22 protein-coding genes and 1 riboswitch are annotated in these 25,128 nt (G+C 41.2%); of the genes, 12 read left to right on the forward strand and 10 right to left on the reverse strand.

What is annotated here, in order from left to right; translation table 11 throughout:
• Positions 1–219 precede the first annotated feature (219 nt).
• Positions 220–1,125, reverse strand: a complete 906-nt coding sequence (locus M3205_RS13440) for a DMT family transporter (protein ID WP_251170365.1) — start codon at positions 1,123–1,125, stop codon at positions 220–222.
• A gap of 184 nt (positions 1,126–1,309) precedes the next feature.
• On the opposite strand from M3205_RS13440, the gene M3205_RS13445 reads away from it, so the two are divergent.
• Positions 1,310–3,475 (forward strand): beta-propeller domain-containing protein, encoded by a 2,166-nt coding sequence (locus tag M3205_RS13445; protein WP_251170366.1) that lies wholly within the window; start codon positions 1,310–1,312, stop codon positions 3,473–3,475.
• 153 nt (positions 3,476–3,628) lie between these two features.
• On the opposite strand, the gene M3205_RS13450 is transcribed toward M3205_RS13445, so the two are convergent.
• Positions 3,629–4,012 (reverse strand): globin domain-containing protein, encoded by a 384-nt coding sequence (locus tag M3205_RS13450; protein WP_251170367.1) that lies wholly within the window; start codon positions 4,010–4,012, stop codon positions 3,629–3,631.
• Between the two features lie 156 nt (positions 4,013–4,168).
• Between M3205_RS13450 and M3205_RS13455 the strand changes: the two genes are divergently transcribed.
• Both M3205_RS13455 and M3205_RS13460 read left to right on the forward strand, forming a co-directional pair.
• The gene (locus M3205_RS13455) at positions 4,169–4,375 is read left to right on the forward strand and encodes a zinc ribbon domain-containing protein (protein ID WP_251170368.1); all 207 of its coding nucleotides are present in this window, start codon (positions 4,169–4,171) and stop codon (positions 4,373–4,375) included.
• 115 nt (positions 4,376–4,490) lie between these two features.
• A complete protein-coding gene (locus tag M3205_RS13460) occupies positions 4,491–5,318 on the forward strand; it encodes an aldo/keto reductase (protein WP_251170369.1) in 828 nt (275 codons plus the stop codon).
• Positions 5,319–5,363: 45 nt separating this feature from the next.
• Here M3205_RS13460 and M3205_RS13465 read toward each other — a convergent pair whose 3' ends face one another.
• The gene (locus tag M3205_RS13465) at positions 5,364–5,615 is read right to left on the reverse strand and encodes a hypothetical protein (RefSeq protein WP_396105721.1); all 252 of its coding nucleotides are present in this window, start codon (positions 5,613–5,615) and stop codon (positions 5,364–5,366) included.
• Positions 5,616–5,730: 115 nt separating this feature from the next.
• Here M3205_RS13465 and M3205_RS13470 point away from each other — a divergent pair, with 115 nt between their 5' ends.
• Positions 5,731–6,303, forward strand: a complete 573-nt coding sequence (locus M3205_RS13470) for a hypothetical protein (RefSeq protein WP_251170370.1) — start codon at positions 5,731–5,733, stop codon at positions 6,301–6,303.
• 32 nt (positions 6,304–6,335) lie between these two features.
• On the opposite strand, the gene M3205_RS13475 is transcribed toward M3205_RS13470, so the two are convergent.
• Positions 6,336–6,644, reverse strand: a complete 309-nt coding sequence (locus M3205_RS13475) for a hypothetical protein (RefSeq protein WP_251170371.1) — start codon at positions 6,642–6,644, stop codon at positions 6,336–6,338.
• A 154-nt stretch (positions 6,645–6,798) separates the two neighbouring features.
• Here M3205_RS13475 and M3205_RS13480 point away from each other — a divergent pair, with 154 nt between their 5' ends.
• From M3205_RS13480 to M3205_RS13490, 3 genes are read left to right on the forward strand one after another with little or no spacing between them, the layout of a single operon-like run.
• The gene (locus M3205_RS13480; RefSeq protein ID WP_251170372.1) at positions 6,799–7,323 is read left to right on the forward strand and encodes a hypothetical protein; all 525 of its coding nucleotides are present in this window, start codon (positions 6,799–6,801) and stop codon (positions 7,321–7,323) included.
• Complete coding sequence (locus M3205_RS13485; RefSeq protein WP_251170373.1) at positions 7,323–7,466, forward strand: hypothetical protein; 144 nt, start codon at positions 7,323–7,325, stop codon at positions 7,464–7,466. Before M3205_RS13480 ends, M3205_RS13485 begins: the two co-directional genes overlap by 1 nt.
• A gap of 24 nt (positions 7,467–7,490) precedes the next feature.
• Complete coding sequence (locus M3205_RS13490) at positions 7,491–7,826, forward strand: DUF3889 domain-containing protein (protein ID WP_251170374.1); 336 nt, start codon at positions 7,491–7,493, stop codon at positions 7,824–7,826.
• Positions 7,827–7,879: 53 nt separating this feature from the next.
• Here M3205_RS13490 and M3205_RS13495 read toward each other — a convergent pair whose 3' ends face one another.
• The 5 genes from M3205_RS13495 to M3205_RS13515 form a co-directional block, all read right to left on the reverse strand.
• Entirely contained in the window at positions 7,880–8,434 is a 555-nt protein-coding gene (locus tag M3205_RS13495; RefSeq protein WP_251170375.1) for an HAD hydrolase-like protein, read from the reverse strand.
• Between the two features lie 86 nt (positions 8,435–8,520).
• The gene (gene metH, locus M3205_RS13500; RefSeq protein WP_251170376.1) at positions 8,521–11,970 is read right to left on the reverse strand and encodes a methionine synthase; all 3,450 of its coding nucleotides are present in this window, start codon (positions 11,968–11,970) and stop codon (positions 8,521–8,523) included.
• Complete coding sequence (locus tag M3205_RS13505; protein ID WP_251170377.1) at positions 11,963–13,813, reverse strand: bifunctional homocysteine S-methyltransferase/methylenetetrahydrofolate reductase; 1,851 nt, start codon at positions 13,811–13,813, stop codon at positions 11,963–11,965. The genes metH and M3205_RS13505 overlap by 8 nt, the downstream gene beginning before the upstream one ends.
• A gap of 4 nt (positions 13,814–13,817) precedes the next feature.
• Positions 13,818–15,002 (reverse strand): cystathionine beta-lyase, encoded by a 1,185-nt coding sequence (gene metC, locus M3205_RS13510; RefSeq protein ID WP_251170378.1) that lies wholly within the window; start codon positions 15,000–15,002, stop codon positions 13,818–13,820.
• Positions 14,999–16,111: a methionine biosynthesis PLP-dependent protein gene (locus tag M3205_RS13515; RefSeq protein ID WP_251170379.1), complete on the reverse strand. Its 1,113-nt coding sequence runs from the start codon at positions 16,109–16,111 to the stop codon at positions 14,999–15,001. The genes metC and M3205_RS13515 overlap by 4 nt, the downstream gene beginning before the upstream one ends.
• Positions 16,112–16,186: 75 nt before the next feature.
• A riboswitch (SAM riboswitch) is annotated at positions 16,187–16,302 on the reverse strand.
• A 191-nt stretch (positions 16,303–16,493) separates the two neighbouring features.
• Between M3205_RS13515 and M3205_RS13520 the strand changes: the two genes are divergently transcribed.
• The 3 genes from M3205_RS13520 (at position 16,494) to odhB (ending at position 21,397) form a co-directional block, all read left to right on the forward strand.
• Positions 16,494–16,733, forward strand: a complete 240-nt coding sequence (locus M3205_RS13520; RefSeq protein WP_251170380.1) for a hypothetical protein — start codon at positions 16,494–16,496, stop codon at positions 16,731–16,733.
• Positions 16,734–17,049: 316 nt separating this feature from the next.
• Positions 17,050–19,887 carry a 2-oxoglutarate dehydrogenase E1 component gene (gene sucA / locus M3205_RS13525; protein ID WP_251170381.1) on the forward strand — a complete coding sequence of 946 codons (2,838 nt, stop codon included), beginning with the start codon at positions 17,050–17,052 and terminating at the stop codon, positions 19,885–19,887.
• Between the two features lie 256 nt (positions 19,888–20,143).
• The gene (odhB, locus tag M3205_RS13530) at positions 20,144–21,397 is read left to right on the forward strand and encodes a 2-oxoglutarate dehydrogenase complex dihydrolipoyllysine-residue succinyltransferase (protein WP_251170382.1); all 1,254 of its coding nucleotides are present in this window, start codon (positions 20,144–20,146) and stop codon (positions 21,395–21,397) included.
• A 385-nt stretch (positions 21,398–21,782) separates the two neighbouring features.
• Here odhB and sda read toward each other — a convergent pair whose 3' ends face one another.
• Complete coding sequence (gene sda, locus M3205_RS13535; RefSeq protein WP_035330849.1) at positions 21,783–21,914, reverse strand: sporulation histidine kinase inhibitor Sda; 132 nt, start codon at positions 21,912–21,914, stop codon at positions 21,783–21,785.
• Positions 21,915–22,117: 203 nt separating this feature from the next.
• On the opposite strand from sda, the gene M3205_RS13540 reads away from it, so the two are divergent.
• Both M3205_RS13540 and M3205_RS13545 read left to right on the forward strand, forming a co-directional pair.
• Complete coding sequence (locus M3205_RS13540; protein ID WP_251170383.1) at positions 22,118–22,912, forward strand: VOC family protein; 795 nt, start codon at positions 22,118–22,120, stop codon at positions 22,910–22,912.
• 431 nt (positions 22,913–23,343) lie between these two features.
• Positions 23,344–24,996: an AMP-binding protein gene (locus M3205_RS13545; RefSeq protein ID WP_251170384.1), complete on the forward strand. Its 1,653-nt coding sequence runs from the start codon at positions 23,344–23,346 to the stop codon at positions 24,994–24,996.
• Positions 24,997–25,128 lie beyond the last annotated feature (132 nt).

Below are 25,128 nucleotides of genomic sequence, written 5' to 3' on the forward strand. Positions count from 1 at the left end.
TGAAGGCTAATTTGCGTTTCGCTCGATTTTCTGTGAGAGGAAAATCGAAGGTTGAAAATGAAATAGGTCTAGCGTTAATGGCAGTGAATTTAAGGAAATTCACTGCCAATCACTGAGAGCATAGCAACTCTTACTACTAAAAATAGAAAAAGATGAATTTGAATGTGCTCAAATTCATCTTTTTCACTATTTGAAACTAGTTATGTCCCAGCCTCGTTTTTATGCTGAAAAATTACTTTCTTCTGAATGATTCATTAGACTTAAAGATTTCATCGAGGATATTATTACGCCGAGAATGACAATACCCCCGCCAATTGTCTGATAAAAATACAATTTTTCCTGTGTAAACCATAGCGCGAATATTATCGCGAAAACAGGAAGCAGGTTCAGAAATACCCCCGCTTTGGCTGCTCCGATTATACGAACGCCAAAATTCCACGATAGAAAAGCCATAATGGAAGCCAAAAATCCAACATACAGCAAGATCCCTATGGAGGAAAGAGTAAAGACAGGTTTTACTGCTTCCATCCAAATGTATTCAAACAAGCTTAAAGGCGCCAAAAGTAAAATCCCAAGAAATACGGATACATAAAAAGCAGACAGCAAAGGTAATATGTCTGCATATTTTTTGCCGATCACAGAATACAGAGCCCACATAAAAACTGCAGCCAAAACATAAAAATCACCGGCATTTATTTTCCATGAAAGAAACACTTCAATTGATCCCTTTGATATGACAAATAAAATCCCAAAGACGGATAGGATAATTCCTGCAGCCTGATGTGCCAGAAGCTTTTCTTTTAAAATAAATACAGCCAGCAGCGCGATAAATAAGGGTGTCGTACTATTGACCACTGATGCATTAATCGAAGTGGTGTACTGCAGTGCAAAATATATAATCGTATTGTAGCCGGCTACACCCGTCACAGCCAAGAGTAAAAGAATACGCTTATGATCTCTTAAAGTAACCCAATCATTCTTAAGCTGCTTTCTCATAAAAGGCGTTAACACAAGAAAGGCAATGATCCAGCGCATAAGTGAAAAGAAAACAGGCGGGAAATAATCGACACCCATTCTCCCAATAACAAAATTACCTCCCCAAATCATATTCGCTAATATCAGCAATATAAAACCGTGAGTTTTGTTCCTTTCATCCAGCAACAATGAAAACCTTCTTCCATACATGTAATATATAAAATTTTACCTTTATCTTCAGGAAAATTCATTCATTTCGTAAAAGTTTTCCCTGAAGAATTTGTAACTATTGGAAGATGATGCGCGTCAACTTACTTAAAAAGGGGTGACAATTATGAAAAATAAATGGCTTCTAATTGGCGGCATCACATTCATTCTTATCATCGTGGCTTCTTTTACATTCTTTAACAGATTAAAAATTGTCAGTACTTTGGCAGAAAGCAATGAAGAATTAATGGTTTTATCCAATAAAGTATGGAAGGTAACATTTTCAAAAGAGCTTGATCCAGATAGTGTGAACAGCACCTCAGTTTATGTTCTGAATGAAGAAGGAGAAAAAGAGAAGGTAAATATCTCACTGGAAAACAATCATAAATCCATAGAAATTCAGCCGCCTGATGAAGGATATAACCTGTACTCACCGCATTATACATTGGTCATCACCAATCATATTAAAACAAAGAGAGGACAAAGTCTAAATGGATCAGTAAAAACAGCCTTTAAAGTTATAAATACATTGCCGGCAATCGGTTCAAAAGAGGAATTGAACAGTTATTTTTCAAGAATGCAGAACGAAGAAAGGACTTTCCTATTAGACAGGGAAGTGGCAGTAAGCGAAGATAGCAGTGCAAAGAGTGCAGCGAATTCCGCTGAAACAGATTATTCGGGTACAAATGTGCAGGTTTCAGGTATTGATGAAGCCGATTTAATAAAAACAGATGGAACGCACATCTACAAAATCTCTGAAAATAAAGTACAGATTATCAAAGCTGTTCCGGCAGATCAAATGAAACTAGAATCTCAGTTACCGTTCAGTGGAGATTTTTCTCCCTACCAATTATTTGTTGAAGGCAATCAATTAATCGTTATGGGCCACAGCTATAAAGATGCTAAAAAACACATTGGAAATGAGTCTACAGCAAAAATGATTGCACCTGCATACCAATCCGCCAAAACAATTGTTTATAATATCGAAAATAAACAAAAGCCAAAACTAATCAGAGAGGCAGAGGTTGAGGGCAGCCTTCTTGCTTCAAGGCTTATGGATGGAAAGGTATATTTAATTACAAGTTATTATCCCGAATATATGATACTGGAAAAAAATAAAAATGCAGATCTGCGTCCCCGCTTTTATGATACGACCGAAAGCAAGGAGCAGCAGATTGTTGATTACCATGAGATAAAATATTTTCCCGGTTCCCATCATGCAAATTTTATTAATATTGCCGTAATGGATGTAAGTGCAAGCAAGGAGCCATTGTCTGTCACCAGCTACTTAGGCAGCGGAAATGAATTTTACATGTCCAAACATAATTTATATTTAGCAGCCACCCATTACAATAATGAAATCAAAGCAGACAGAGAGAGGCCGCATCCGGATACAAGTATCTATAAGTTCAATATAAAAAACGGAAAAGTAGAATTCCAGACTTCTGCAGAATTAAAAGGCACCGTTTTAAATCAGTTTTCAATGGATGAATACAATGGAAACTTCAGAGTAGTGACAACGAAAGGGCAAACATGGGATGAAAGAAGCCCATCGTCCAATAGTCTTTACATTTTAAATAACAATTTAAAACAGATCGGCCAGCTTGAAGACCTGGCAAAAGGGGAAAGAATCTACTCTGCAAGATTTATGAATGAGCGCATTTATATGGTTACCTTCAAAGAAACCGATCCTCTCTTTGTTATTGATGGCTCAAACCCTGAAAAACCATCTGTTCTCGGAGAATTAAAAATTCCAGGCTTCAGCAACTACTTGCACCCTTTGGATGATAACCATCTCATTGGCTTTGGACATGATACAAAGATTACCGGAGGAAAAGGAGCTGGCGGCGGGCCTGTGATTACTGCGGATGGTGTTAAAATCTCTTTATTCGATGTAAGTGATACAAATAATCCTGTCGAAAAAGATACCGAAATTATCGGGGGACGCGGCACCTATTCCCCTTTAAATTACGATCACAAAGCGCTGCTCGTTGACAAAAAGAAAAATATATATGGTTTTCCCATCTCAATCTACCAAAATAAAAAAGGAAGCCAGTTTGAATCCACATTTGACTTCCAGGGTGCGTTACTTTACAAAATAACTGCAGAAAACGGAATTGAGCTCCAAAAAGAAATTACCCATCAGACAGAAGATACAATCTATGAAGAATGGGAAAATGCAATCGAAAGGCTCATCTATATTAGTGACAACATTTATAGCATTTCACCTGGAAAAGTTAATGCCTATCATACAGACGCGTTCCAAAAAGCAGGCGAACTTAGATTAAAGTAATCTAAGAGAACTGGCTTTGCGGATGGATTCTTAGGTGTGGAAAATGACGAGAAGGAAGTGACAAAAGTAAAAATACCCCCAGTCTGCAGAGCATGCCAAAGAATATTTTGAATCACTTTAATGATTGGGACCTTCCGGACGGAAGGTCCTTTCTCATTCATAACTGTTAACCATAATTGCTGCAACCTGCTTTAATCGATCATAGAAAAGGACAGAAGCAGGATTTTCGTCAAGGTCAGCCTCCTGAAAGGCTTCCTTCATACAGGCAAGCCAACTTTGCGCTCTTAATGGTGTAATTTCAAATGGAAGATGTCTTTGTTTCATTGCAGGCGGACCAAACTCCTGACTGTAAATTGGCGGCCCACCAAGAAATTGTGTGAGAAACATTTTTTGTTTGCGCTTAATATCCTCTATGTCCCCTTCAAATAAGGGACTTAAAACAGGATCTGCATACACACGCGGGTAAAATGCCTCCACCAGTTTTTCAATTGTTTCTGTACCGCCTAATTCTTCAAAAAGTGTCTTAAATTCTTGCATGCTTTTTCACCTGCTCGTAATACGTTATTTTTAAAACAAGTATATAGCACTTACATTAGATAAAATGTGATATAAATCACAGGATAATTTTAACGTAACTTTCTTCCGCTTTGCACGTATATAATAGAAAGTATTCGAAAGGGTGAGGGGATGAGGATGAAAAGCAAAGGGTGCATCAAATGCGGCAGCAGCGAAGCCGGCCAAAAAGAAGTTGCCATGACTGGTACTGGACTATCCAAAATGTTTGATGTTCAGCATAACCGATTTCTGGTCGTTTACTGTAAAAAATGCGGATATTCAGAATTCTATAATAGAAATTCTTCAATGGCAGGAAATGTTCTCGATTTTTTCTTTGGAGGCTAAATATATTTCAAGCATTGCCCTCATACGGCAATGCTTTTTTAAGCAAAAAATTTTGTTAACCGAAAGAAATGTGAGAAAATTATCCAGAACCCAATTTGATAAATGAGGTGAAAGAATGGAAAATTTACAATCTGCTGTATCATTACATAACGGTGTCAAAATGCCGTGGCTGGGACTGGGTGTTTTCAAGGTCCAGAACGGAGACGAAGTTGTCCACTCAGTTAAATCGGCCATTAAAGCAGGCTATAAAAGCATTGACACAGCCGCAGTCTATGGGAACGAAGAGGGTGTAGGCCAGGCAATTAAGGAAGCAGGCGTACCTCGTGAAGAATTATTTATTACCACGAAAGTCTGGAATTCTGATCAGGGTTATGACTCAACAATAACTGCATTTGAAACCAGCCTTGCAAAACTTGGTCTCGATTATATTGACCTTTACCTGATTCACTGGCCAGTGAAAGGAAAATATAAAGAAACATGGAAAGCACTCGAAACTCTTTATAAAGAGAATAAAGTAAAAGCAATTGGTGTAAGCAACTTTCAGATCCATCATCTGGAAGATCTCATGGAGGATGCAGAGATTAAGCCAATGGTCAATCAGGTGGAGCTTCATCCTTTACTCAGTCAGTCTGAGCTTAGAGACTTCTGCAGAAATCAGGGAATTCAGATAGAAGCATGGTCACCGCTTGCACAGGGAGAACTTCTTGAAAACGCAGTATTGAAGGAAATTGCCCAAAAGCACGGCAAATCGGTTGCGCAGATTATCTTAAGATGGGATCTTCAGAACGGAATTGTTACTATACCAAAGTCGGTAAAAGAACATCGCATCATTGAAAATGCTGATGTATTTGACTTTGAACTTTCTACAGAAGATATGGACAAAATCAGCAGCTTAAATGAAAACAGACGAGTAGGTCCGGACCCTGACAACTTCGATTTTTAAATACGGTAGAAAACCGGCAGGCACACTTAGCCTGCCGGTTTTCTTTTACTCCTCAAAATAATCTCGAAATTCTTCTTTATCCGTTTCAGATTTATTCCTGTAGTAAGGATTATCTTCAGTCGAATTTTGGGGATCAAGATTGGTCTTTATGACAAGTGTTGGCCCTGTAGTATGTTTGGCGATCATCCGATCATCCAGTTCTTCGAAGTCCGGCAGCTTTTTGCTTCCTGGTTTTGTTGGATCCATGCCTGCACCTCCCATTCCATAGCGTGCAATGAGTAAGTACAATTTATTCATGATAGCCCCTAAAGTACGAAAGAATGTTTGCACAGACGGAAAAAAGGATATTAGGAATAAAACAATCTTTGTGTTATATAAACCTACCCAGGTTTTTGATGGAGGAAGAAGACAAATGAGCATTTTCGAGAACATTTTAGATATCCTGGAGAAAAAGGGGGCTATTTCTATCCCATCTCTGCTGCACGAAATGAACAGGCCGAGTAATTTTCAGAGAACTGGCACGAAGCCAGTTGAACTATCACATGTTAAATCCGTCATCAGCAGGAAAAGAGAGCTTTTTCATATTAAAAATAATATTGTAACGATTGACCCTGATAAAGAACCCATTCTTTTAAGTGTCAGCCTCGGCGGTTATCCCGGACCATGGTATAAAATTGAAGTGGATTTTATCAATGGCCGTTTTGTTTATTTTGAATGGCATTTAAGCAATTTTTCATCAAGAAATGAGCTGCCGAAAGCATCGGGAAGCATTGAAGAATTTAAAAAAGAATTATACCGGCTGAAACTTTGGAAGTGGCAGAAGGAATACAAAAATCCCGGGATTTTAATGGAAAGTGTGACATGGTCCATAAAGCTGGTCACGAAGGAAAATATTTTTCAGAGTCAGGGAATACAATCATTCCCTAATGGCTGGGATAAGTTTTGCATGGCACTTACGAATCTGACAGGAAAGTATATATGTTGAAAAGCTGCTGCTGAAAAACTTGCTGCAGTTTTTTAATTTTCTGAAACGATCTTCAGGACAAAGCTCTTATCTTTCTCATCAATATAAAGGCAATATTCTTCTTCCTCTGTTATATCCAGCAGTTGCTGAAGTTCTTTCGGAATATGGATGGAACCATTTTCAGTAATTAGCCTTTTATTGTGGGTTGATTCTAAATTGGCTCTTTCTATAATAATCTGATCATGATCAAAACGAAGATCGGCCAGTTTTCCCGGCAAAAGGCCAAATTGGCTGCGCCACTTGCTCGGAAGAGAAATTTTACCCGTTTTGTTGAAGTTCTTGCACTTGTACATTGTCATCATGCTGAACAGCTCCTTCTATGCTTGTTAATCTATTACACATAATGGAACTTTCAAAACACGATTTTCATGCAATTTCGTAAAAAATCCATTGGCTCCCCTAAAAGAATGAATAAAATTCCTGTAAATACAAAACCTTTAAAAAAGGTGGGGTAAGATGAAAAAGAAGCTATATTTGGTGCTTATAATTATCCTTTCCTGGCTGACTGTTCCATTTATAGGCAAAAAGGATTTTAAACGATTTTATCCGGCAGCAACCTTTATGGGGTTATATGTATTGGTAGAAGGAATTATCGCTGAAAAAAACAAATGGTGGAAAATTAAGACTCGTTTGCACTCAAAGCTCAGCGGTGAATTCCCCTTGGTTTTAGGACCATTTTTTGCAGGGTCCATCTGGATTTTAAAACTGACTTATGGAAGGCCATTAATCTATTTTCTTTTGAATGCTGTGGTTGATGCTTTTTTCGCATACCCTTTTTATACCTGGTTCAAAAGAATCGGAATCTGGAAGCTTCTCCGTTTTTCACAGCTGCAGCTATTTATGCTTTTCATAATGAAATCGATATTTATGTATGTATTTCATTGGGCCTTGTTGGATAAAAAGCTGTTAACTGCGCCAGTTGAAGCGATTAAAAACTCATTCAGAAAATCTCAAAACGATGAAAGTGAGGAGAGAGGATAATGGGAAAAAGAAAGGACGTTTCCTGTACGGATGAAAAGGACATTCTCCATCATCTCATGGAGGAACAAATTGCTTATATCTGTGTCGAAGAAGAGGAAGAACGGATGAAGGAAGAAACTATGAATAACGTTAATAGCAACTAGGAGCTTTTTGAAAAGAGGTTTAAGATGAAGAAATTAATGACCAGCCTTATGGTATTAATGCTTTTAACAGAATTCATTCCCATTCGAACAATGACTGGTGAAGCCTATGCTGAGAGACCGGAACCAGCCTATGCAAAATGGGGCAGACTGGCTATGGAAACAGCGAAAGAAAAATACCCAAAGGCTAAAATTCTTGATTATTTGCATATAGGCAGAGAACAGAGGCAAACGACAGAGATTGAAAAATTCAAGCTGTGGGTTGAGGATGATGGCAAAGAGTTTGGTTTGTACATTGATATTGAATTTAATTCAAAAACAGATAGTGTTATCCGAATTAATACTCGAAAATCAGCTAATTAAACTTGCCCTCAGAAAAAACCAGGGACCTCTTCAACGAGAAGTCCCTGGTTTTTTTATTGATCAAATTCAAATTTTGAATAACAATCAATGGAGAAATCTGCATAAGGGTTCGGATTGCGGAACGCACAGGTTCTGATGCCGATTTGCCTTGCAGGAATTAAATCTGTATCCTGGTCGCCAATGGCCAAATCAATATGATAACGATAGTGAAGATATTCATATGATTCCGGATGCGGCTTTAAGGAAAAACCATCATATTCCGGGCAGATCACTTCTTCAAAATAGGAAGTGAGATTCCAATACTCCAGCAGCTCCTCCGTGGAACGCCGGTTTCGATGGGTCACGAGGACATTTACGTTATTTCGCTCTAATATACCTCTTACATATGGGAATAAAGGCTTCTTATTATGCTTAATAGCCGATTCCAATTTACGAAAATCTTTAATTTTTTCAGGAGGAACATCAAATTTCTGATAGGCTGTTCCGTTTTTAAGGGGCAAGAGAACTTCCTCCAAATCGAGTTCTTTGCCGGAGATGCCGATAAAGGCCTGAACCAAAGTTGGCCAAGTATCCAGGATCGTGCCATCTAAATCCCAAAGAACATTCATAAAAATTAACCTCCTTGCTATAAATTCATAGTAAAGGCTGAGAAAGGGCAAAGGCAAATACCCGGCAGTTTTCTGCCGGGTACCCTTTATCTCAATACATTAAAATATCTGGCTTCCGGATGGGCAAATACCATCGCAGATACAGAGGCCTCAGGCTCCATCATGCATTCTTCAGTAAGCTGGACACCTATATCTTCAGGGCTAATAAGCTTAAACAGCTTTTTCTGGTCCTCAAGCTCAGGGCACGCAGGATATCCATACGAAAAGCGCTGCCCCTGGTATTTCGCTGCAAAACGGTCTTTCATCGTCATTTCAATCGGATCTGGGAAACCCCAGCGATCACGGATCTGGCGATGAATCAGCTCAGCAAGACCTTCAGCCGTCTCTAAAGCCAGTGACTGCAGAGCATGGCTTTCCAGGAATCTGCCTTCTGCTTTCAAACGGTCTGCTATACCGCGGATACCTTTCCCGGCTGTTACAGTAAAGAACGAAACATAATCCATTTGACCGCTGTCTTTCGATTTAAGGAAATCTGCAAGACATAAGAATGGTTCTGTCTCCTGACGCGGAAATTCGAATGTTTCGATGACCGTTTTTTCATCTTCTGCATAAATCAGAACCTTATCACCATCAGACTGGGCAGGGAAGAATTGATAAACAGCTTTTGGCTCTATCCAGTTATTTTCTTTTGCTTCAGCAATCAATTCATCAACCATTGTGTTAATTTTCATGGCTTTTTCATCTTTTTCTGCAAGCAGCTTTTGCAGGTTTCCTTTTAAACCAAGGTGATGGCCAATCAGCATTTGCTTGTTAATATACGGTTCAATATGTGAAAGAGAATAGGATTTCAGCAAATGCCGTTTTAAATCTTTTGGAACAAATACAGGTACTTGTGTGCTTACTGTTGGTCTAGGCTTTACTGCAACAGCCACTGATCCGCCACGGTCATAAGGTACTGCATTAAGGGCTGCTTCCAGTTTTTCTTCCTGCTGGATTCGAAGCCTCTCAGCCTCTTCAGGCTCCTGAAGCTGATTGGCTAATGCGAGACCGTTCATAGCATCCTTGGCATACAAAACGAGACCGCCATATTCCTTAGAAATTTTAGTATCCGTAAATTTCCTTGAAAGGGCGGCGCCGCCAACTAAAATCGGAATATCAATTCCAGCCTGTTTCATGTCGTGTGCCGTTATGACCATCTGCTGTGCAGATTTAACAAGCAGACCTGAGAGGCCAACCATATCCGGATTCTCATGCCTGATGTTTTCGATTAGTTCAGCAGGGGAGACTTTGATTCCCAAATCTATCACTTCATATCCATTATTGCTTAAAATAATATCCACAAGATTTTTCCCTATATCATGAACATCGCCTTTAACGGTCGCCAGGATGATTTTCCCCTTTGATGAAGATTGAGCAGCACCTTTTTCCATATGGGGTTCAAGATAAGCAACAGATGCTTTCATAACCTCGGCGCTCTGCAAAACCTCTGCGACAATCAGCTGATTATCATTGAACAATCTTCCGACTTCCTTCATTCCGTTCATTAAAGGCCCATTAATGATATCCAGGGGAGCAGGGTATGTCTGGAGTGCAAGCTCGAGATCCGGGAGAAGCCCTTCTTTTGTTCCTTCGAGAATATAATAGCCCAGGCGTTCTTCAAGTGTCATATCCGGAAGAACACTTTTGCTTTCTTTTTTCTTACCCCGGTAAAATTCAGTGAAAATGGCAAGTGATTTATCAGTAGTTTCAAAAAGCAGCTTTTCAGCCATTAAGACCTCTTCTTTTGAAATGGAAGCAAACCTCTCGAGTTTTTCTGTATTCACTATCGCATAATCCAGACCGGCCTGTGTACAGTAGTACAGAAATACAGAATTCAATATTTCCCTTCCGACAGGAGGGAGGCCGAATGATACATTACTGATTCCCAGAATGGTTTGTACCTCCGGAAGTGCTTCTTTAATAAGCCTGATTCCATCGACTGTTGCCTTTGCTGACCCGATGTATTGCTCATCTCCTGTGCCGACAGGGAAGACGAGAGGGTCAAAAATAAGATCCTGCGGCGGAACATGGTATTTATTCACAAGCAAATCATATGAACGCTTTGCAATATCAAGTTTGCGTTCCGCCGAAACACCCATTCCTTCTTCATCAATTGTTCCTACCACTACAGCCGCACCATAGCGGTGGATAAGCGGTGCGATTGCCTCGAATCTTTCCTCGCCATCCTCGAGGTTAATCGAATTTATGATGGCTTTCCCCTGTGAATAGGTGAGAGCCTTCTCGATTACTGCTTCGTCAGTTGAATCAATGACAATAGGGACCTTAATTTTCTTTACTAATTCCTTGATAAAGTTCTCAACATCCTGCATTTCATCACGATCTGGATCTGCAAGGCATATATCAATAACATGGGCACCGCCTTTTACCTGTGCACGGCCAATTTCAGCAGCTTCCTCGAACTTTCCTTCAGCAATCAGCCTTTTAAACTTGCGGGAGCCAATTACATTTGTGCGCTCTCCGACCATAATAGGCCTTAAGGTCGGGTCGTCATAAATCAGAGGTTCAATTCCGGAAACTTTATGAAGGGAACTTCTCTCATAATTCCTTGGTTTATAATTTTTTACTGACTCAGCAATTGCCTGAATATGTTCCGGGGTGGTTCCGCAGCAGCCGCCGACAATATTCAGCCAGCCTTCCTTGGCAAATCCTTCAAGCTTGCTCGCCAGTGATTCGGGTGTTTCATGGTACTGTCCTTCTTCATCAGGCAATCCGGCATTTGGATAGCAGCTGACAGCAGTAGAAGCCAATCCTGACAAGGAGCGGATATGGTCCTGCATGAATTCGGGCCCTGTTGCACAGTTGAGTCCAACTGCCAGCGGCTGCATGTGTTCAAGCGAAATATAAAAAGCTTCAATCGATTGGCCTGCAAGGGTTGTACCCATCGGTTCAATCGTTCCCGAAACAATCAGCGGAAGTTTAATTCCCGTCTTTTTTGATGCCTTTTCGATGCCGATAAATCCAGCTTTTACATTCAGCATGTCCTGGCTGGTTTCCAGTAGGAGAAGGTCTGCACCGCCTTCGATTAATCCTCTGGCCTGCTCCTCATAAGCTGCTATCATGTCTTCAAATGTAGAACCGCCTGTTACACTCAGCGTCTTCGTTGTAGGACCCATGGCGCCAGCCACATATCTCGGCCATTCAGGAGTTGAAATGCTGTCCGCAGCTTCCCTGGCAATTTCTACAGCAATTTTATTCAATTCATATGCTTTTTCTTCCAGATCATAATCAGCAAGAACAATGCTGGTTGCACCGAATGTATTGGTTTCAATAATATCTGCACCGGCCTTTAAATATTCAAGGTGAATATGTTCAATCACAGAAGGTGCCGTAATGTTTAAATATTCGTTGCAGCCTTCATATTCCTCGCCGCCGAAATCATCTGCCGAAAGATTGGCCCTCTGAAGCATGGTGCCCATAGCTCCGTCCATAATCAGGATTTTCTTTTTTAACTGCTCCTGCAGTGATGGTTTAAGCATGTTGTTTCCTCCTTGAAAGCCGTTCGGTTGTCTCACGGGCATAGTTTGATAACTCGACAGTCATTTCATAGCGCATAAATGGTGTGATAAGGTAAATGCCATTAAACAGCTCTGCTGCAGCGTCGATCAGCGACTTGGCAATGGCAATGCCTTCAGCGCCGGCTTTTGCAGGATCATCCTTTAATGTGGCCATTCTGTTTCTAATACTGTCTGAGATCTTAATCCCAGGGACTTCATTATGAAGAAACTCCGCATTACGGCTGCCGGTAAGAGGCATTAAGCCTATATAAACAGGTGCTTTTAAATCTTTCACAGCTTCATGAACCTCAAGCAGCTTCTCTTCAGAAAAAACAGGCTGCGAGATGAAATAGTCTGCACCGTGTTCAATTTTCTTTTCAAGCCTTCCAACAGCTTTTTCCAATGAACGGACATTGGGGTTAAAAGCACCCGCAACAGAAAAGGCTGCTTTCTGGCCTAAGTCTTTCCCTGAAAAAGATAATCCTTCATTTAGCTGCTTGATCATATTTATCAGTTCAAATGAAGATACATCATACACAGAAGAGGCCCCCGGAAAATCACCAACACGGGCCGGGTCTCCTGTTACAGCAAGAATATCATTTAACCCTAGGGCATGCAGACCCATTAAATGGGATTGAAGCCCGATGATGTTACGATCCCTGCAAGTTACATGTACAAGTGGCCGCAATCCTGTCTGCTGTTTGACAAGATAACCAAGTGCAGAGTTGCATACCCGTGGTGAAGCAAGTGAATTATCCGCTAGAGTAATTGAATCAATGCCAGCTTCCTTCAATGCTTTGGCACCTTCAAAAAAGCGGACAGTATCAAGCTTCCTTGGCGGATCGAGCTCAACAATCACCGATGGCCTTTCTCTGACAATATCCTGAAGGGGAGGGAGCTCTCTTGATGATTCCGTTTTTTCTGTTACGATCACTTTGTTAGCTGCTTTGATCTCTTTTTCCTCGATTGGCGGACGCCCTTTTAACACATCCGCAAATGCCTTGATATGGTCAGGTGTTGTTCCGCAGCAGCCTCCAAGCAGACGGACGCCTTGATTTCGAAATTCGATTGCAGACTGCCGGAAATAGTCTGCATCACCTTCATAATGAAATTTGCCGTCGGTATAAGCAGGAATACTGGCATTTGGATATGCAGACAGATAGGCATGCTTTGGCAAAGGTACACTTTCAAGTGTATTCAGCATATGATGGGGGCCAAGACGGCAATTGATTCCCACTACATCCGCGCCAATGCCATCGAGCCTTGCCAGCGCATCAGAAATTGAAGTCTGGTTCTGCAGGACACCCGCTTCCTGAAGGGATACCTGCGCGATAATCGGCAAATCGGTTTCTTTTCTGGCAATAGCCAGAACCGTCTCAAGTTCCTCAAGATCATAATACGTTTCCAGCAAGATGCCGTCCACATCTTCCAGCAGCAGACAATAAAGCTGCTCACGGAAGCTTCTTTTTATTTCCTCAAGTGTGATCATATTCGGTTTGAAGCCTCTGATTCCGCCAACAGTACCGGCAACATATGCACGGTCCCCGGCAGCTTTTTTGGCGATCCGGGCTGCAGCACTGTTTATTTCTTTCACAGATTCTTCAAGTCCATATCGCTGGAGTTTAAGATAATTGGCCGCGTACGTATTGGTTTGAATCAATTCAGCTCCCGCGCCTATGTACGCTTCATGGATATGCTGAATTTGTTCAGATTGAGAGAGATTCAATTCTTCAAAACAGCTGTCTGTACCATAGGAGTAGAGGAGAGTTCCCATCGCGCCATCAGCTATGATGATTTCATTCTTTAATTTATTCAGGAAACTCATCGTATCACCCCCGCTGTAGAATCGATTGTTTTGATTGTTCTGCAGCAGATAATGCTGCCTTAAAATCTTCTATAATATCATCTGCACTCTCCAGTCCAACAGAAAGACGGAGAAGGCTGTCTGTAATTCCGCGCTGTTCTCTTTCCGATGCAGGCATGGCTGCATGAGACATTTTGGCAGGGTACGAGAGGATGGATTCAACCGCTCCAAGACTTACTGCAAAAACAGGAATTTTTGCATTTTCCACAAAGACTCTCATTGACTGTTCATCTTCAAGTTCAAATGATAGAACAGCTCCTGCGTTCACAGCCTGTTTTTTCTGGATTCCATAGCCGGGATGCTCGGCAAAGCCCGGGTAATGAACTTTCTTTACTTCCGGATGTTCATGAAGGAAACGGGCTATTTTCTCAGCTGATTTCACAGACTGATCAAGCCTTACCTGGAGCGTTTTAATGCCCCTTAAGACAAGCCAGGCATCCTGAACACCGAGAACAGCTCCAAAGGAATTCTGGAGAAAGGAAAGTCTTGCTCCTAATTCAGGATCTTTCACAACCGCCAGGCCTGCCACGACGTCGCTATGTCCGGATAAAAATTTGGTCGCACTGTGAAGTACAATATCTGCACCTAAAGCAAGCGGTTTTTGCAGGGCAGGGGTCAGAAAAGTATTATCCACAAATGTCAGGGCCCCATGCTGCTTGGCAAGTTTGCTGATGGCCTGTATATCGGTCACTTTCAGCAGCGGATTGGATGGTGTCTCAACATAGAATACCTTTGTGTTTGGACGGATGGCTGCCTTTACTTCCTCCAGATTTGTCATATCAACAAATGTGTGTTCAATGCCAAAACGAGAGAGAACCTCTGTAGTCATGCGGTAGGTTCCGCCATATACGTCTTCTGTAATGACAACATGATCACCCTGTGATAAGAGAAGGAAAGCCGTAGAAATAGCCGCCATTCCTGAAGAAAAGGCAAATCCTCTGACTCCTTCTTCTAGATCCGCGATGACCTCTTCAAGAGCTTCCCTTGTTGGATTCAGGCTGCGGCTGTAATCATATTTCCCAAATGCATCAATATCTTTTTGATGAAATGTGGAGGCATGCTGGATCGGTACACTGACAGCTCCTGTTTCCGGATCGAATTTATGATTATTGTGAAGTAATTTTGTTTGGAAAGTGTAGTTTATGCTCATCGTACTGCCTCCTTTACAATCATTGAAAAAGCATGTTCCAGATCCGCCTTCAAATCTTCTGCATTTTCGATTCCAACCGAGAAACGCAGAAGCCTGTTACAGACACCGGTTTCCTTACGGATTTCTTCAGGGATGTCAGCATGCGTCTGTGTTGCAGGATAGGTGATAAAACTCTCGACTCCGCCAAGGCTTTCAGCAAAGGAGATAAGGGAGAGGCTCTGCAGAAAAGGATTCACCCAGGATTCATCCTGTACCCGGAACGATATCATGCCTCCTTTTCCAGGATATAGAACATCCTTAACGGCTTCATGTCCTGATAAGAAAGACGCCAGTTCCCTGGCATTTTTCTCATGCCGTTCCATACGGAGAGAAAGGGTCTTCATGCCTCTGATTAGAAGCCATGAATCAAAGGGGCTAAGGACTGCACCAACAGCGTTATGGTTCATAGCAAGATCCTCACACAGCTGCTTGCCTTTTGCGACAATTAACCCGGCAAGGACATCGTTGTGGCCGCCAAGGTATTTTGTAGCACTATGAATGACAATATCAGCTCCAAGCTTTAGCGGCTGCTGAAGAAGGGGGGTATAAAATGTGTTATCCACGACCAGGAGAACATTATGCTGTTTTGCAATGTCCGCTATCAGTCCAATGTCTGTCTCTTCCATCAGCGGATTAGTTGGGGTTTCCAGAAATATAGCCTTTGTTTTTTCACTGATAAGCTCTTCAACATTTGCAGGATTGCTAGTATTCACATATTTGCTTTCCAGTCCCCACTTTTTAAAGCCTTGTTCAAGCAAGCGGTAGGTTCCACCGTAGAGATCTTTAGAAACAATCCATTCATCACCTGATTGGAAGAGTGAAAGAATAGTAAGTATAGCCGCCATTCCAGAACTGCATGCATATCCTTGATCGCCTTCTTCCAAATCGGCGATTGCCTTTTCAACCAGCTGGCGGGTAGGATTGCCTGTACGGCTATAGTCGAATCCTGTAGACTGGCCAATACCTTCGTGGCGGTAGGCAGTGGAGAAGTACACAGGCGGATTGACTGCACCTGTTGCGGATTCGCTTCTGTTTCCAATTTGCGCTAATTTGGTGTCAATATTATACATGCTGATATACACTCCTTCGTCATAATAAAAAAAGCCTTCTATAAGAAGAAGACTTTTTAGTGTGATTAGCCATTCTTCTTATCTTTCAAGTTTCAAAAAACTTGCAGGAATTAGCACCTTTTCAATCAAAAAAATGACTGCTGGTTGCTGAGGCGTCGTCGGGCCTTACCCTCGACCTCTCTGGATAAGAAATCAATTATTAAATTTTCTCTAAACTTTACTACAGTAAACCGTTAATAGTCAACACTTTTTTGAATATTTCATGTATTGATTTAAAATGAATCTTTTTGGCATAAACTGTTATAGGTAGACCGCTTTAAAATTCAGAATATTTCATTTATAATAATGATGAACATAATATTTTTCTTGGAGGGAAGCTTTTATGCAAGAACATAGTCATTGTCTTCACAGATTTGCCGAAACAGATGGGCCGGCAGTTTTCCGGTCAATTGATGGCATTGAGGTGAATGTCGCAGGCAGCTTATTTCAAAAGTGTACAACTTGCGGACATTTTGATTTTCCCGTGAATACCAGAGAAGCTATCGAATCTTCCCTTAAAGAAAAGAGAAAAAATACAAATGAATCGAAACAAATCTATATAAATCTGGTAGAAACTTTTTAAAGCCGAATCCCTTCGGCTTTTTTTATATGTTCAGTTACTTCATATTTATAAATGTTTTACCTTTTACAAATCATTTTTTTAGAATAAGTAATTGTTAAGAAATTTTTTTAATAGTTTTCCACTATATACATGTTTTTATCTTTGTACAACTAGATTTTACGTGTTAGAATAGCTGTGGAAACGTTTTATCCTCTGAAAAATATTATTATTCATAAAAATGAATTGTTAATCCATTCTAATGATGGGTATTGTACTTTTAGAGAGCAAAAACGTATTGAATTTTTTACTTACAAAACAGTTATGGAGGTAATTTTCCATGAAAAAGCCATCTAACGGTGAGGGACCTTTTGAACAAGGATTTCATGGCCCAAACCTTGGCTACGTTATTGAACTTTATGAAAAATATTTAGAGGATCCCTCATCAATTGATCCTGAAATGAAAGAGTATTTTGAAAAAAATGGTTCCCCTCTTACGAGTGAAGGCACGGGGCAAATGGCTTCATCAACCAATCAGCCATTGAATGCCGGACAGCTTGAGAAGACGCTCGCTGCTATTCGCCTGGCTGATACTATCCGCACATATGGCCACTTAGCTGCCGATATTTATCCGCTGGGTAACAATAAATCGGAAACTGCTTTATTTGAACTGAGTAAATATGGCTTAACTGAAAATGACTTAAAAGAGATCCCTGCTGGTGTCATTACTAAAGATGCCACATATCCTTTACGCAACGGACTTGAAGCAATTGAATTCCTGAAGAGCGCTTATATGGGACCCATTGCTTTTGAATTCCAGCATATATTTGATGAAAACGAAAAAGACTGGCTTCGTCGCAAAATAGGGGCCAACAGCCATAAGCTGTCAATGCAAAAGACGGAAAAACTGAAGGTTTTAAGAAGGCTGACTGAAGTTGAGGAATTTGAAAAGTTCCTTCATAAAACCTTTGTCGGACAAAAGAGATTCTCCATCGAGGGTCTGGATACAATGGTTCCTTTATTAGATGAAATTGTTTCTGAATCTGTTTCGGATGGAGCAAAAACAATTAACATCGGCATGGCACACCGCGGAAGGTTAAATGTTCTTGCCCATGTGCTTGGAAAGCCGTATGAAATGATTTTCGCGGAATTTCAGCATGCGCCTAATAAAGAACTGGTTCCTTCTGAAGGATCTATCGGCATCAACTACGGCTGGACAGGCGACGTGAAGTATCATCTTGGTCTTGATAAACAGATCAAAGATGAGAATACGACCATTGCCAGACTTACATTAGCTAACAATCCGAGCCATCTTGAATTTGTTGGTTCACTTGTTGAGGGCTACACTCGAGCTTCACAGGACAACAGAACAAAGGCCGGTTATCCTGAAGTAGATCCAAAAGCGGCTTTAGCCATTATCATTCATGGAGACGCAGCATTCCCAGGACAGGGGATTGTAGCAGAAACACTTAATCTCGGACAGCTTACAGGCTATAACACTGGCGGTTCGATCCATATCATTGCCAATAATACTATTGGGTTCACAACAGAATCATATGATTCACGCTCTACCAGATATGCAAGTGATCTGGCCAAAGGGTATGAGATGCCAATTATGCATGTTAATGCAGACGAACCTGAAGCAGTAGTTGCAGCGGCAAGAATCGCCTGTGAGTATCGTGCTAAATTCCAGAAGGATATCCTCATCGACTTAATCGGGTACCGCCGTTTTGGACATAACGAGATGGACGAGCCTATGACGACGAATCCTCTTATGTATAATATTGTGCGCAAGCGGCCAACCGTGAAAGCGCTGTATGCTGAAAAGCTCTTAAATGAAAAGATCATCACCAAAGAGGAAGCTGAAGGCGTCCATAATGAAGTACTGGAAAAAATGAAGGCAGCTTATGAAAAAGTCCCAAAAGAAAAGAAGGCAGCTGAGTTAACCGATCCTCCTGAAACTGTCGAAAAGGGTCTGCCAAAAATTAATACAGCCGTTTCCATTGATAAACTTAAGCAAATCAATGAAGAATTATTAAAATGGCCGGAAGATTTCAAGGTATTTGATAAACTGGGCAAAATTCTGCAGCGCAGATTGGAAGCGCTTCAAGGGGACGGCAAGATTGATTGGGGTCTCGCAGAAACACTGGCATTTGCAACCATCCTATCTGATGGCACACCTGTCAGACTGACTGGCCAGGATTCAGAGAGAGGAACATTTGCACAGAGAAACATTGTTTTGCATGATCACACAACCGGAAAAGCGTATTCACCTTTGCATAAGCTTTCAACTGCCAAGGCTTCATTCGCTGTCCATAATAGTCCGTTATCTGAAGCTGCTGTTGTAGGATTTGAATATGGATATAATGTCTTTGCTCCGGAAACGCTCGTTTTGTGGGAAGCTCAATATGGTGATTTTGCCAATGCAGCACAGGTAATGTTTGACCAGTTTATTGCTGCCGGCCGTGCAAAATGGGGCCAAAAATCAGGTCTTGTCATGCTCCTGCCGCATGGTTATGAAGGACAGGGACCTGAACATTCAAGTGCGCGCCTGGAACGATTCCTGACTCTTGCAGCTGAAAACAACTGGACAGTTGCTAACCTTTCTTCATCAGCACAGTACTTCCATATTTTACGAAGACAGGCTGCCATACTTGGAAAAGAGGAAGTTCGCCCGTTAGTGATCATGTCTCCGAAGAGTCTGCTTCGCAATCCGACTGTCGCATCAAATGGCATTGAATTGAGCGAAGGAGAGTTCCGATCTGTAATCGAACAGCCTGGTTTAGGCCAAAATCACGAAAAAGTGAAACGCATCATTCTTGGAACAGGAAAGATTACAATTGATTTAGCCGAAAGCCTGAAAAATTATCCGGATCAGGATTGGTTCCATATTTTACGCGTGGAAGAAATTTATCCATTCCCAATGGATCAGATCAAACACACTTTAACCCGTTATCCAAACGTGGATGAAATTGTTTGGATACAGGAAGAACCTAAAAATATGGGTGCTTGGAATTTCGTTGAACCAAGACTGAAAGAAATCGCAGGCAGCGATATCGATGTCATTTACATCGGAAGAAGACGCCGCTCAAGCCCGGCAGAAGGTGACCCGACTGTTCATAAGAAAGAACAAGCACGCATAATAGATGAAACCCTATCGCAGTCTAACGGGCATTAAGTCCCCTCATTAACACTTAGATAAATAAATTGTAGACTTAGCGGGAGCCAAACTCCCCTTAGGCCCGATTGGTGAGATACAGTGAAACTTGCGGATGCACAGGCAGAGGCTTAGTTGAACCAATCGGGTTCGTAGTGTCCATTGATCGAAGCGTTAGCTGAGATCTTAGCGACACTAGAACGCGACTAACAATCAGTGGGAAAAATCACCCACTGAAGTTTCACTTTATAACGCAAGCAAGAAGGAGGAAATTAAGGTGGCAGAAATCAAAGTTCCAGAATTGGCGGAATCCATTACAGAAGGTACGGTGGCACAGTGGCTGAAACAGCCTGGTGACACTGTCAATAAAGGTGACTATGTTGTCGAACTAGAAACGGATAAAGTAAACGTTGAAATTATTTCTGAACACAGCGGGGTTTTACAGGAAATTAAAGCCCAGGAAGGCGACACAGTAAATGTAGGTGAAACAATTGCTGTCGTAAATGAAAGCGGACAAGCTGCACCTGCTCCGGAAAAAGCAGAAGAAAAGCCTGAAGCACCTAAGGCGGAAGAACCAAAGGCAGTGGAGAAGCCGGCAGAGCCTGCATCTGAAGAAAAAACAGGTGGCCAGCGTCCTATCGCCTCACCGGCAGCACGCAAATTGGCTAGAGAAAAGGGCATTGATCTGAGTCAGGTTCCAACAACAGATCCAATGGGCCGAATCAGAACACAGGATGTTGAATCCTACAATCCTAATCAGGCAAAACAGCAGGCTCCAGCACCAAAACCGGCTGCAGCATCGAAACCTGCTGAACAGCAGTCCGGCGGTAAAGAAGTGGAACGGATTAAAATGTCCCGCAGACGCCAGACAATTGCAAACCGTCTGGTAGAAGTTCAGCAAACGGCAGCTATGCTGACAACCTTTAATGAAGTGGACATGACAAATGTTATGAACCTTCGCAAGAAGCGTAAGGATAAATTCTTTGAAGAAAATGATGTTAAGCTTGGCTTCATGTCATTTTTCACAAAAGCAGTCGTTGCAGCACTTAAGAAAAATCCTTACTTAAATGCTGAAATTCAGGGCAATGAAATCGTACTGAAAAAGTTCTATGATATTGGTATCGCTGTTTCAGCTCCTGAAGGTCTTGTCGTTCCGGTTGTCCGTGACGCAGACCGCAAAAACTTTGCTGAAATCGAAAAAGATATCATGGACCTTGCAGTGAAGGCAAGAGACAATAAGCTTGCTCTTTCAGATCTTCAGGGCGGAAGCTTCACCATCACAAATGGCGGTGTGTTTGGCAGCATGATGTCAACGCCAATTCTGAACGGCCCTCAGGTTGGTATACTTGGAATGCACTCCATCCAGCTGCGGCCGGTTGCAATCGATGCTGAAAGAATGGAAAACCGTCCAATGATGTATATCGCATTATCTTATGACCACCGTATTGTTGATGGAAAAGAAGCAGTAACATTCCTGAAACGTGTTAAAGAGCTGATTGAAGATCCGGAAAATCTTCTATTCGAAGCATAAAATATTAACCAGAGTGGAGTTCCGCTCTGGTTTTTTGTATAGGTTTCAATATAGAAGTGAATATCTGCACTATTAATATCGACCGGCCTAAACCGCTGCGGGACTTTACTTTTATTATGGAAAATCAATTGCATCAAGGAAACAAAGTACGAGTTATGAATAGTATATTAAAAAGCGGGTGATAATCTTGACAAGAAGGCAAATGAAAATACTGCAGTATAGTACGGTGCTGAAAAAGTTAGGGGTTTTGAGTGAACAAGACTATGAAAATATAAAAAAAGCAAACAAACTCGCTGCATACGTCCGAAGATAATAAAAAAAGCGGGAATAGCTCCCGCTCTACATATTCACTAAGTATTTGGCTAACTAATATGGGATTTGAAATTTACTCTTTAAACGGTCTTAAGCCACGTTTTTGAATTTCTGTTTTTAATATCCTAATCCATTCCTTTTCAGACCCTGACTTTAATGCATCACGATACGAGACGACCAGCTGTTCATTACTCATAATTTTCATTATGCATACCTCCTGGTTAAATGGATTGAATATTCTGTTTTTATCATTGTAAAGGTTATTTAAGCTTTTGTGAACCCTTAATTAAAAAAAGTTTTATTACATTATGGTGACATTTTTCTGCAAACTCATTTTCCAAGAGCAGACAATAAACGTTGTTGAAAGGTAAAATTTATCTAACTACTGAATAAAAGGAGAATCTGCAAATGAAAGTAACGCTTGATCATATCGTCCACTTTATAAAAGCTGAGCCCGCGGCGGCGGCTGCAAAATGGAGGGATCATGGGTACAAAGCAATCACAGGAGGCAGTCATGAAAATTGGGGAACATATAACAGTCTTTTGTACATTGGGCAGTCATACCTTGAATTTTTATCGATTGAAAAGGAGCCTGTTGCCGTTAGTACCGATAATCCTCTTATTAAACAGCTGACAGAAGAAATCAGAAGTGGAGAAGGAATCGGACAGCTTTGCTTCCGAACAAACAATATTGAAGAGCTGCAGGGTGAACTAACGGAAAAGGGATTTGAGACCCTCCCAATCTTTGATGGAAGCAGAAGGAGGGCTAACGGAAGCATCCTTTCCTGGAAAATGCTCTTCATAAAGGAAAACCCGGGATATAAATACCCTTTCTTTATTGACTGGGGCAAGGAGGACGATAAAAGATTAGAAGAATTGAAACAGCAGGGTTTTATTGATGAAAAGCTTGCAGATAAAAAGATTGAAGCAGTCTATATAGCTTCAAAATACTGCGAAAAATCAGCTGCAGCATGGCAGAAGATTATGCCAGTTTCCGGGGCTGATATTTACATAAGCCATGACGGAAAAGAAAAAAGAGCATCCATAGTAATTGGTTCAGTAAACATCATCTTTTGCCAGCCATTATACGAGAATGGCAGAACAATGGAAGTCCTTCGAAAAAGAGGTGAAAAGCCCTTTGCTGTTCAAATATCGCCAAGGCTTGAAAAAGAAATATCGCTGTATGGAAGTCACTATATTTAACTAGAGTAAAGTTTCAGCTTAAGTTATGATACTTCGATGTTCTTTATTATCATTTATCCAATGGATTACAGTGATTATACAACGGGTATTATGGTTTATTGCTTCTAAAAGTTAACTTATATTAAAAAATGGAAGAATTTGAAACCTCCTTGAAAAATACACGGCTCAATATATTAAGGGAGGGGATAAACTTGAAAAAATTAAAGTTTTTGATAGTTTTTATGGACTGTTGCATAATTGATTGGAGTGGAATATTGATAGCGGCCAACAACACTTTATACGAGAAGAGCCAATATAATTAAACTATCACTATATGAAAATATTGAATATTCAGCAATATGTGTTAACATTAAATGTAAGCGTTTTATAATTTTCATCTTAGAGGAATCTTTTGCATAATGATGAGATCATATACCAAGGAGGATTTCTGGATGACAGAATTATTGAATCTTACAGTAGGGAAGCTCCTGGAGGAGAAAGCCGGCCTTCACCCAGATCATGAAGCTGTAGTTTATGCCGATCGCGGGCTCCGAATGAGTTATAAGGAGTTTAATGAATATTGCAGGCTTGCTGCCAAAGGGTTCATGAAGTTGGGCCTCGAAAAAGGGGAGCATATTGCCGCATGGTCAACAAACACGCCGGAATGGCTTACGTGCCAGTTTTCAACAGGCAAGATGGGTGCTGTCCTTGTAACCGTTAATACAAACTATCAAGCTGCTGAACTCGAATATCTATTAAAGCAATCTGATAGTACAACGATTGTTCTGATGGAAAAGTTCCGAGAAACTTCTTACATAGAAATGCTTTACAGCATTGTCCCTGAACTGAAGGATTCCGAACCGGGACAGCTGAAAAGCAAAAAACTTCCTTTCTTAAAAAACGTTGTCGTAATGGGAGAAAAACGCTTTCCAGGAACATACAGCTGGGAAGATATTATCCGGATGGGCGAATCTGTCACTGACAGTGAACTCGATGAACGGATGGAAAGTCTTGATCCCTTCGATGCCATTAATATGCAATATACATCCGGAACGACAGGCTTCCCAAAAGGGGTTATGCTGACCCACAATAACATCGTTAATAATGGATACAATATCGCAAATTGTATGCAATTAACAAAAGATGACCGCTTATGTATTCCTGTTCCATTTTTCCATTGCTTCGGCTGTGTGCTGGGAACGATGGCATGTATATCCGTCGGCGCCACTATTGTTCCGGTACAGGAATTCAGTCCTAAAGCTGTTTTGCAGACGGTCCAGGATGAGAAATGTACAGGCCTTCATGGGGTGCCGACAATGTTTATCGCAGAGCTGAATGATCCTGATTTCAGCAAATATGATTTATCGACCCTTCGCACAGGTATAATGGCTGGCTCTAATTGTCCAATTGAAGTCATGAAAGGCGTTATCGAAAAAATGGGCGCCAGTGAAATAACCATTGCCTATGGTCAAACAGAGTCATCGCCGGTTATAACCCAGACTCGGACAGATGATCCAATTGAACTTAGAGTCGAGTCTGTCGGAAGGGCATTGCCAAATGTAGAAGTGAAAATTGTAGAGCCGGGCACAAATAGCGAAGTCCCTGCCGGTGTTCAGGGGGAATTATGTACGAGGGGCTACCATGTCATGAAGGGATATTATAAAAATCCGGATGCTACAAAAGAAGCCATTGATGACGATGGCTGGCTGCATACCGGGGATCTCGCTGTAATGGATCAGAACGGGTACTGTAAAATCACGGGAAGATTAAAGGATATGATCATCAGGGGCGGAGAAAATATTTATCCGCGCGAAATAGAAGAATTCCTTTATACTCATCCGCAGATTCTGGATGTCCAGGTGGTTGGGGTTCCCGATGCTGTGTATGGTGAAGAAGTGGTCGCCTGGGTTATAGTGAAGGAGGGCTCTGACTTAACGGCAGAAGAACTTCGCGAGTACTGCAAAGGGAAAATTTCACGCCATAAAATTCCTCGGTATATCGAATTTATTAAAGAATATCCAATGACAGCTTCTGGCAAAATTCAGAAGTTCAGATTGCGTGAACAAGCTAAAGAAGTCATTGACAAAGCAACTACATTAAAATAATATGCATACGAAACCTGCGGGGAATGCCTGCAGGTTTTTTTCATTCTCCATCATCTTTCATACAAAAGGCTTAAAATAACTCCTCCTCAAAGCCAATGTGTTAAAGCTTTTGAGAAATTAAAATGGTATTAG

It is taken from the genome of Cytobacillus firmus, from assembly GCF_023715565.1.
GTDB classification, from domain to species: Bacteria; Bacillota; Bacilli; order Bacillales; family Cytobacillaceae; genus Cytobacillus; species Cytobacillus firmus_C.